Below are 8,331 nucleotides of genomic sequence, written 5' to 3'. Positions count from 1 at the left end.
CTCCCACATTTGTTTTGTACCAGTCTAAGGATCGTGCACCGCTTCAATGCACCATGAACCGGCATCGGGCACGTATCCCGCGCGCAAAACAGCCGCCTGATTAAGAAAAAACCAAATCGCAAAAACACCAAAGCCCCGTATCCCGGGGCTTTGCGCTTTCTGGCAATTTTTTTTGGCACACATTGCAGACTCTGGCACGCGCCCTGCAATAACCCTTGTACTACCCAGTTTCGGGGACCTTGGTACAGGCAGGCCGAGAATCCCCTCTTTACACCCGGGGTGCTTGATGCGAATCGCGTCGCGCTCCACACCGCTTTGGGGAACCTCGGTACAGGCAGGCCGGGGATTCCCTCTTTAACACCGAAGCCGTGATGGCTTCACCCCGTTTTGGGAGCCCTGGTACAGGCAGGCCGGGAACTCCCTTCTTTACACCCGGGACTTATGTGGCACAGCGCCCATAGCCCCAGCCCGTTTTGGGGACCTTGGTACAGGCAGGCCGGGGATTCCCTCTTTTATTGCTCTTGGAGATGGATCTCCAGCCGCCAGCGGCCATCGGCCTTCTCCCCTTTCCACTCCCCGCGCAATGGCCGAGCCGCCACCAGGTTCAGCAGCAAGCCGCCATCGGTCTTGCGCACGCGCCAGTTCACATCCTTATCGTTGACCTTGAGTTGCCCACCGGCCGCCTTGCCTTGCGCATCAAACAGCAGCGCCACGGTGCCATCAACCAACTCGCCGTGCAGCTTGGGTTCGCTGTTGAACCATACCACCACGCCGTCTGCCACTGTCTCGACCTGCTGCAACTGGACCGGGTCAGGGGTGGTCAGGCGACCGATCATCAGGCCGATCATCAGGCCAACGATCGCCAACGAGCCCATGACCTTCGGGAATAGCTTCGGCCTGGGGTCTTCTTCAGGGGTAGAATGCAGCGCATCTTTGCCTTCGGAGCCGTGCATGTTTCACGTCATCCTTTTTCAACCAGAAATTCCGCCGAATACCGGCAACGTTATCAGGCTGTGCGCCAACAGTGGCTGCCACCTGCATTTGATCGAGCCGCTGGGCTTCGACATGGACGACAAGCGCCTGCGCCGCGCCGGCCTGGACTACCACGAGTATGCCACCCTGCAGCGCCACGCCGACCTGGCCAGCTGCCTGGAAAGCCTGGGCCATCCACGCCTGTTCGCGTTCACCACCAAGGGTTCGCGGCCGTTCCATGACGCCAGCTTTGCCGAAGGCGACGCCTTCCTGTTCGGCCCGGAAAGCCGGGGCCTGCCGGCCGAGGTGCTCGACGCCCTGCCCGACGGCCATCGCCTGCGTTTGCCGATGCGCGAGGGCTGCCGCAGCCTGAACCTGTCCAACACCGTGGCCGTCGCGGTTTACGAAGGCTGGCGGCAATTGGGGTTCAAGTAACATCCAAAACAAAATGTGGGAGGGGCTTGTGTGGCAACCGGGCTTCTGTGGGAGCCGGGCTTGCCCGCGATGCAGGCACCTCGGTGTCTCAAAAACACCGTGGTGACGCTATCGCAGGCAAGCCAGCTCCCACAGAAAACCGGCTCTCACACAAGCCCGCTCCCACATTGGATCGGCGTCGTTGCTCAGAACAGCTTACTGAACCGTTGGCGAGCCTTCCTGTTGCATGCGCTGCAGCTCTTGGGCGTACAGGGCATCGAAGTTCACCGGCGCCAGCATCAGTGCCGGGAACGAGCCACGGGTGACCAGGCTGTCCAGGGTCTCACGGGCATACGGGAACAGGATGTTCGGGCAGAACGCGCCCAGGGTGTGGCTCATGGACGCTTCGTCCAGGCCCTGGATCAGGAAGATGCCAGCCTGTTGCACTTCAGCGATGAAAGCCACTTCTTCGCCGTTCTTGACGGTCACCGACAGGGTCAGCACGACTTCGTGGAAGTCGCCTTCCAGTGCCTTTTGGCGAGTGTTCAGGTCCAGCGCAACGCTTGGGGTCCATTCCTGACGGAAGATCGCCGGGCTTTTCGGCGCTTCGAACGACAGGTCGCGCACATAGATACGCTGCAACGAGAATTGTGGGCCTTGAGCTTCTGCTGCTTCGGTGTTCTGTTGGTCAGTCATCTCAGATCCTTGATCTTGGGGTCTTTTAGGGGTTGGGAGTCAGACGAGCAGCAGCGCATCGAGTTTACCCGCGCGCTCCAGGGCGAACAGGTCATCGCATCCACCGACATGTTTGGCGCCGATCCAGATCTGCGGCACGGACGTGCGCCCCGCCTTCTGGGCCATTTCGGCGCGCACCTGGGGTTTGCCGTCGACCTTGATCTCTTCGAAGGCAACACCCTTTTTCTCCAGCAAGGCCTTGGCCCGCATGCAGTAAGGGCACCAATCGCTGGAATACACGACAACCTGGCTCATATCACTTCACCAGCGGCAGGTTATCGGCCTTCCAACTGCCGATACCGCCGGACAGTTTGGCGGCGGTAAAACCGCTCTTGAGCATCTCGCGGGCGTGGGTGCCGGCGTGCTGGCCTTGGGCGTCGACCAGGATGATGGTCTTGGCCTTGTATTTTTCCAGCTCGGCCAAGCGCGCGATCAGCTTGTCCTGCGGAATGTTCAGGGCGCCAACGATATGACCGGCGGCAAATTCCTTGGCCGCACGGATATCCACGACAACGGCCTCATCCTTGTTGACCAGCGCGGTCAGCTCCGACGTGCTCAGGCTGCGGCCACCGCGGCTCAATTCATGAGCGATCAGCAGCGCCAGCAGGATGACGAAGGCACCCGCGAGCAGGTAGTGGGCAGTGGCAAATGCAATCAGGTGATCAACCATCAAGGAGGTTCCAGGGCGTTAAAATGGCGGTAAGTATACACAGCCGCCAAGGGGGGCCAACCCCCGTAAAGCGGTGACGTGGTCGGAACTTCGCTTTAAACTGCCACTCCCTTTTCAATTGTCTTCCTTTATTAACGCCGCGAGAGGATCTATGACTACTACGCCTAAACCTTTGGTCCTGATAATTCTCGATGGCTTTGGACACAGTGAAAGCCACCACGACAACGCCGTATACGCGGCCAGGAAGCCCGTGCTCGACCGCCTGGTCGCCACCGTTCCCAACGGCCTGATCTCCGGTTCCGGCATGGACGTGGGCCTGCCGGATGGCCAGATGGGCAACTCGGAAGTCGGCCACATGAATCTCGGCGCCGGACGAGTGGTCTACCAGGACTTCACCCGCGTGACCAAATCGATCCGCGATGGCGACTTCTTCGAGAACCCGACCATCTGCGCAGCAGTCGATAAAGCCGTCGCGGCCGGCAAGGCCGTGCACTTCATGGGCCTGCTCTCGGACGGCGGCGTCCACAGCCACCAGGATCACCTGATCGCGATGGCCGAGCTGGCCTTCAAGCGTGGCGCCGACAAAATCTACCTGCACGCCTTCCTGGACGGCCGCGACACTCCGCCGAAAAGCGCGCAATCCTCCATCGAGCTGCTCGACGCCACCTTCGCCGCCCTGGGCAAGGGCCGCATCGCCAGCCTGGTCGGCCGTTACTTCGCCATGGACCGCGACAACCGCTGGGACCGCGTGGCACAGGCCTACAACCTGATCGTCGACGGCCAGGCCGAATTCAACGCCGCCACCGCCCAGGAAGGCCTGGAAGCCGCCTACGCGCGTGGCGAGAGCGATGAGTTCGTCAAGGCCACCACCATCGGCGAGCCGGTGAAAGTCGAAGACGGCGACGCCGTGGTATTCATGAACTTTCGCGCCGACCGTGCCCGCGAGCTGAGCCACGTCTTCGTCGACGCCGGTTTCAAAGACTTCGAACGCGCGCGCCAGCCGAAAGTCGAGTTCGTGATGCTCACCCAATACGCCGCCAACATCCCGGCCCCGTCGGCTTTCGCCCCGGGCAGCCTGGAAAACGTGCTGGGCGACTACCTGGCGAAAAACGGCAAGACCCAGCTGCGGATCGCCGAAACCGAGAAGTATGCCCACGTGACCTTCTTCTTCTCCGGCGGGCGCGAAGAGCCGTTCCCGGGCGAAGAGCGCATCCTGATCCCGTCGCCAAAGGTTGCCACCTACGACTTGCAGCCGGAAATGAGCGCGCCGGAAGTCACCGACAAAATCGTCGACGCCATCGACAACCAGCGTTATGACGTGATCGTGGTCAACTACGCCAACGGCGACATGGTCGGCCACAGCGGCAACCTCGAAGCCGCCACCAAGGCGGTGGAATGCCTGGACCTGTGCGTCGGCCGCATCGTTGACGCGCTGGAAAAAGTCGGCGGCGAAGCGCTGATCACTGCCGACCACGGCAACTGCGAGCAGATGTCCGATGAATCCACAGGGCAAGCCCACACTGCCCACACCACCGAGCCAGTGCCGTTCATCTACGTCGGCAAGCGTGACCTGAAAGTGCGCGAAGGCGGCGTGCTGGCGGACGTGGCGCCGACCATGCTGAAGCTGATGGGGCTGGAGAAACCGAAAGAGATGACCGGCACTTCTATCCTGGTCTAAGTTTCGGATACACCACAAAGCAGTATGGGAGCGGGCTTGCCCGCGATAGCGGTAGATCAGCAGACATTCATATGGCTGACCCACCGTCATCGCGGGCAAGCCCGCTCCCACATTGGTTTTGCAGAGTTTTCAAAGATATCGTTTTGCTATACCGGCGCCACTCGGCACCTATCTTGCCTTCCAGCCCGAATTGGGCGTTTTTTTTGCGGCGCTTGGCGGGCATACTAGGCCGTCCCTTTCCCTGGTGTCGCCCGCCTCTATGCTTCGCGCCTTGATTACCCTTGCTCTTGTCTGCCTGCTCCAACCGGCATTTGCCGATGAGCGCGCACAAACCCAACAACAGTTGGACGCTACGCGTCAGGACATTACCGAGCTGAAAAAGCTGCTCGGCAAGCTCCAGGAAGAAAAATCCGGGGTACAGAAAGACCTGCGCGGCACGGAAACCGAGATGGGCAAGCTGGAGAAGCAGGTCCAGGAGCTGCAAAAAGAACTAAAGAAGAGCGAGTCGGAACTGGAGCGACTCGACGCTGAGAAAAAAAAACTCCAGAGCGCACGCGTTGAACAGCAACGCCTGATCGCGATCCAGGCCCGCGCCGCCTATCAGAGCGGCCGCCAGGAATACCTCAAGCTGCTGCTCAACCAGCAGAACCCGGAAAAATTCGCGCGCACCCTGACCTACTACGACTACCTGAGCAAGGCCCGCCTGGAGCAATTGAAAAGCTTCAACGAGACCCTGCGCCAATTGGTCAATGTCGAACAGGAGATCGCCAACCAGCAGTCGCAGTTGCAGGACCAGAAAAGCGCCCTCGACACCCAGCGCGACGAACTCGACAAGGTCCGCAAGGAACGCCAGCTGGCCCTGGCCAAGCTCAATGACGACGTGAAGGCCCGTGACGCCAAGCTGCAGGCCCGTGAGCAAGACCAGGCCGACCTGGCCAAAGTCCTCAAGACCATCGAGGAAACCCTGGCGCGCCAGGCACGCGAGGCCGAAGAAGCGCGGCAAAAGGCGTTGATCGCCCAGCAGGAAGCCGAAAAAAAGCGTCAGCGTGAGGCCGAACTGGCTGCCACCTCGGACGCTCCCGCGCCGCGTAAACCGGCACATGCAGCGCCCGGGCCGCTGGTTTCCAGCGCCGGTGAGTCGTTCGGTGGCCCTTTTGCTTCAGCTCGCGGCAAACTTCCATGGCCAGTTGATGGTCGATTACTGGCACGCTTCGGTGAAACCCGTGGCGATGACACCCGCGCCAAGTGGGATGGGGTGATGATCAGCGCCTCCGCCGGCAGCCAGGTGCATGCCGTTCACGGTGGGCGCGTGGTGTTCGCCGATTGGCTGCGGGGCGCCGGTTTGCTGGTGATTCTTGACCACGGTAATGGCTATTTGAGCCTTTACGGCCACAATCAGACTTTACTCAAGTCGGCAGGTGATGTTGTAAAAGCCGGTGAATCCATCTCCACTGTGGGTAACAGTGGTGGCCAGGACACCCCGGCGCTGTACTTCGCTATTCGTCAGCAGGGCCGCCCGAGCGACCCTGCACAATGGTGCAGAACCCAAGGATAAGGGTCGCATCTACATTAGGAGTTCGTTCGACATGCTGCATTTGTCCCGCCTCACTTCGCTGGCCCTGACGATCGCCCTGGTGATCGGCGCGCCCCTGGCTTTCGCCGACCAGGCTGCCCCGGCTGCACCCGCCGCCTCGGCCGCGACCACCAAGGCACCGTTGCCGCTGGACGAATTGCGCACCTTTGCCGAGGTCATGGACCGGATCAAGGCCGCTTATGTCGAACCCGTAGACGACAAGACCCTGCTGGAAAATGCCATCAAGGGCATGCTCAGCAACCTCGACCCGCACTCCGCTTACCTGGGCCCGGAAGATTTCGCCGAGCTGCAGGAAAGCACCAGCGGTGAATTCGGCGGCCTGGGCATTGAAGTCGGCTCCGAAGACGGCAATATCAAGGTGGTCTCGCCGATCGATGATACCCCGGCGTCCAAGGCCGGCATCCAGGCCGGCGACTTTATCGTCAAGATCAACGGCCAGCCGACCCGCGGCCAGACCATGACCGAAGCCGTCGACAAGATGCGCGGCAAGATCGGCCAGAAAATCACCCTGACCCTGGTACGCGACGGCGGCAACCCGTTCGACGTGACCCTGACCCGTGCCACCATCGTGGTCAAGAGCGTGAAGAGCCAGCTGCTGGAGTCGGGCTACGGCTACATCCGTATCACCCAGTTCCAGGTCAAGACCGGCGACGAAGTGGCCAAGGCCCTGGCCAAGCTGCGCAAGGACAACGGCAAGAAACTCAGCGGTATCGTGCTCGACCTGCGCAACAACCCCGGCGGCGTGCTGCAGTCGGCGGTGGAAGTGGTCGACCATTTCATCACCAAAGGCCTGATCGTCTACACCAAGGGCCGTATCGCCAACTCCGAGTTGCGCTTCTCGGCGACCGGCAACGACCTCAGCGAAAACGTTCCACTGGCCGTGCTGATCAACGGCGGCAGCGCCTCGGCATCGGAAATCGTCGCCGGCGCCCTGCAGGACCAGAAGCGCGGCGTGCTGATGGGCACCACCAGCTTCGGCAAAGGCTCGGTGCAAACCGTGCTGCCGCTGAACAATGACCGTGCGCTGAAAATCACCACCGCGCTGTACTACACGCCGAATGGTCGTTCGATCCAGGCCCAGGGCATCGTGCCCGACATCGAAGTGCGCAAGGCCAAGATCACCAACGAGATCGACAGCGAGTACTACAAAGAGGCTGACCTGCAAGGTCACCTGGGCAATGGCAACGGCGGCGCCGACCAGCCAACCGGCAGCGGCGCCAAAGCCAAGCCGATGCCGCAGGACGACGATTACCAGTTGGCCCAGGCGCTGAGCCTGCTCAAGGGCCTGAGCATCACACGCAGCCGTTGATATGCGTTTTGCCCTGATCCTCGCTGTGCTGTGCAGCCTGGCGGGAGTCGCTCACGCGGCTCCCGCCAGCGAGCCCCACAAAGCCTACCTGACCCTCATCATCGACGACCTCGGGCAAAACCTGGCCCGGGATCGTCGCGTGCTGGCCCTGCCTGGGCCGGTCACCACCGCGGTCATGCCCGACACGCCCCACGCCGCCGAATTCGCCCGTGAAGCGCACAAGGCTGGCAAGATCGTGATCCTGCACATGCCCATGGACCCGGCCACCGGCCCGTTCGCCTGGCACCCCGAGCTGCCCATCGAAGAACTCGGCAAGCGCCTGGACGCCGCCTTCAAGGCCGTGCCGTACACCGCCGGTATCAACAACCACATGGGCAGTCGCATGACCGCCCAGCCGGCCGCCATGGCCTGGTTGATGGCCGAGCTGCAGCGGCGCAACAAATTCTTCGTCGACAGCCGCACCAGCGCACAAACCGTCGCCGCCGCCGAAGCACAGAAGATCGGCCTGGCGCATGTCTCGCGAGACGTGTTCCTCGATGATGAACGCACCGAAGCAGCAATCACCACGCAACTGCAAACCGCGATCAAGCTGGCGCACAAACAGGGTTCGGCGGTGATGATCGGCCACCCTTATCCACAGACCCTGGCGGTGCTGGAGCGCGAGCTACCCAAGCTCAAGGCCCAGGGGGTCGACTGGATTGATATCAAGCTGATGATCAGCGTGCGCGGTAACCAGGCGATGGCCGGGCACGGCAAGAATGGTATTTACCGCTGACGATTCATTGTTGGGGCTGGTTTGCCAGTGATAGCGGTGCATCATTCAGCAGCTTCAGTGACTGAGCCGGCGCTTTCGCGGGCAAGCCCGCTCCCACATTTTTGGGCGTGTTTAGGCCGCTGATTGGGTAGCGCAGTCGGTGGGAGCCTGGTTTGCCTGCGATGGCGGGGCATCAGTCAGCAGC

General features: G+C 61.5%; 9 protein-coding genes. 5 read left to right on the top strand and 4 right to left on the bottom strand.

Annotated elements, in window-relative coordinates; translation table 11 throughout:
• Positions 1 to 512: 512 nt before the first annotated feature.
• Positions 513 to 953 carry a hypothetical protein gene (locus NTD80_RS28600; protein WP_065899819.1) on the bottom strand — a complete coding sequence of 147 codons (441 nt, stop codon included), beginning with the start codon at positions 951 to 953 and terminating at the stop codon, positions 513 to 515.
• Between NTD80_RS28600 and NTD80_RS28595 the strand changes: the two genes are divergently transcribed.
• Complete coding sequence (locus tag NTD80_RS28595; RefSeq protein ID WP_010563141.1) at positions 952 to 1,407, top strand: tRNA (cytidine(34)-2'-O)-methyltransferase; 456 nt, start codon at positions 952 to 954, stop codon at positions 1,405 to 1,407. The genes NTD80_RS28600 and NTD80_RS28595 overlap by 2 nt on opposite strands.
• A 195-nt stretch (positions 1,408 to 1,602) precedes the next feature.
• Here NTD80_RS28595 and secB read toward each other — a convergent pair whose 3' ends face one another.
• The 3 genes from secB to NTD80_RS28580 are packed head-to-tail and all read right to left on the bottom strand — an operon-like array spanning position 1,603 to position 2,791.
• Positions 1,603 to 2,082 carry a protein-export chaperone SecB gene (gene secB, locus NTD80_RS28590; protein WP_065899817.1) on the bottom strand — a complete coding sequence of 160 codons (480 nt, stop codon included), beginning with the start codon at positions 2,080 to 2,082 and terminating at the stop codon, positions 1,603 to 1,605.
• Positions 2,083 to 2,121: 39 nt separating this feature from the next.
• Positions 2,122 to 2,376, bottom strand: coding sequence for a glutaredoxin 3 (grxC, locus tag NTD80_RS28585; RefSeq protein ID WP_065899814.1), 255 nt, complete (start codon positions 2,374 to 2,376; stop codon positions 2,122 to 2,124).
• A gap of 1 nt (position 2,377) precedes the next feature.
• On the bottom strand, positions 2,378 to 2,791 hold the full coding sequence (locus tag NTD80_RS28580) for a rhodanese-like domain-containing protein (RefSeq protein ID WP_065899812.1): 414 nt from the start codon (positions 2,789 to 2,791) through the stop codon (positions 2,378 to 2,380).
• A 151-nt stretch (positions 2,792 to 2,942) separates the two neighbouring features.
• On the opposite strand from NTD80_RS28580, the gene gpmI reads away from it, so the two are divergent.
• The 4 genes from gpmI to NTD80_RS28560 all read left to right on the top strand — a co-directional run bounded on the left by gpmI (position 2,943) and on the right by NTD80_RS28560 (position 8,147).
• Complete coding sequence (gene gpmI / locus NTD80_RS28575; RefSeq protein WP_106805400.1) at positions 2,943 to 4,469, top strand: 2,3-bisphosphoglycerate-independent phosphoglycerate mutase; 1,527 nt, start codon at positions 2,943 to 2,945, stop codon at positions 4,467 to 4,469.
• 259 nt (positions 4,470 to 4,728) lie between these two features.
• The gene (locus NTD80_RS28570) at positions 4,729 to 6,024 is read left to right on the top strand and encodes a murein hydrolase activator EnvC family protein (protein WP_065899809.1); all 1,296 of its coding nucleotides are present in this window, start codon (positions 4,729 to 4,731) and stop codon (positions 6,022 to 6,024) included.
• A gap of 31 nt (positions 6,025 to 6,055) precedes the next feature.
• Positions 6,056 to 7,372 (top strand): S41 family peptidase, encoded by a 1,317-nt coding sequence (locus NTD80_RS28565; RefSeq protein ID WP_106805402.1) that lies wholly within the window; start codon positions 6,056 to 6,058, stop codon positions 7,370 to 7,372.
• Position 7,373: 1 nt separating this feature from the next.
• Positions 7,374 to 8,147, top strand: a complete 774-nt coding sequence (locus NTD80_RS28560; protein WP_120447417.1) for a divergent polysaccharide deacetylase family protein — start codon at positions 7,374 to 7,376, stop codon at positions 8,145 to 8,147.
• Positions 8,148 to 8,331 lie beyond the last annotated feature (184 nt).

The organism is Pseudomonas sp. 13B_2.1_Bac1 (assembly GCF_025466155.1).
GTDB lineage: Bacteria > Pseudomonadota > Gammaproteobacteria > Pseudomonadales > Pseudomonadaceae > Aquipseudomonas > Aquipseudomonas aylmerensis.
This window is presented reverse-complemented; position numbering and strand designations above follow the sequence as displayed.

Bases quoted from the DNA above. Each gene is read 5' to 3' on its own strand.
- NTD80_RS28595 (WP_010563141.1), top strand. From the start codon at position 952: ATGTTTCACGTCATCCTTTTTCAACCAGAAATTCCGCCGAATACCGGC.
- NTD80_RS28600 (WP_065899819.1), bottom strand. From the start codon at position 953: ATGCACGGCTCCGAAGGCAAAGATGCGCTGCATTCTACCCCTGAAGAA.
- secB (WP_065899817.1), bottom strand. From the start codon at position 2,082: ATGACTGACCAACAGAACACCGAAGCAGCAGAAGCTCAAGGCCCACAA.
- grxC (WP_065899814.1), bottom strand. From the start codon at position 2,376: ATGAGCCAGGTTGTCGTGTATTCCAGCGATTGGTGCCCTTACTGCATG.
- NTD80_RS28580 (WP_065899812.1), bottom strand. From the start codon at position 2,791: ATGGTTGATCACCTGATTGCATTTGCCACTGCCCACTACCTGCTCGCG.
- gpmI (WP_106805400.1), top strand. From the start codon at position 2,943: ATGACTACTACGCCTAAACCTTTGGTCCTGATAATTCTCGATGGCTTT.
- NTD80_RS28570 (WP_065899809.1), top strand. From the start codon at position 4,729: ATGCTTCGCGCCTTGATTACCCTTGCTCTTGTCTGCCTGCTCCAACCG.
- NTD80_RS28565 (WP_106805402.1), top strand. From the start codon at position 6,056: ATGCTGCATTTGTCCCGCCTCACTTCGCTGGCCCTGACGATCGCCCTG.
- NTD80_RS28560 (WP_120447417.1), top strand. From the start codon at position 7,374: ATGCGTTTTGCCCTGATCCTCGCTGTGCTGTGCAGCCTGGCGGGAGTC.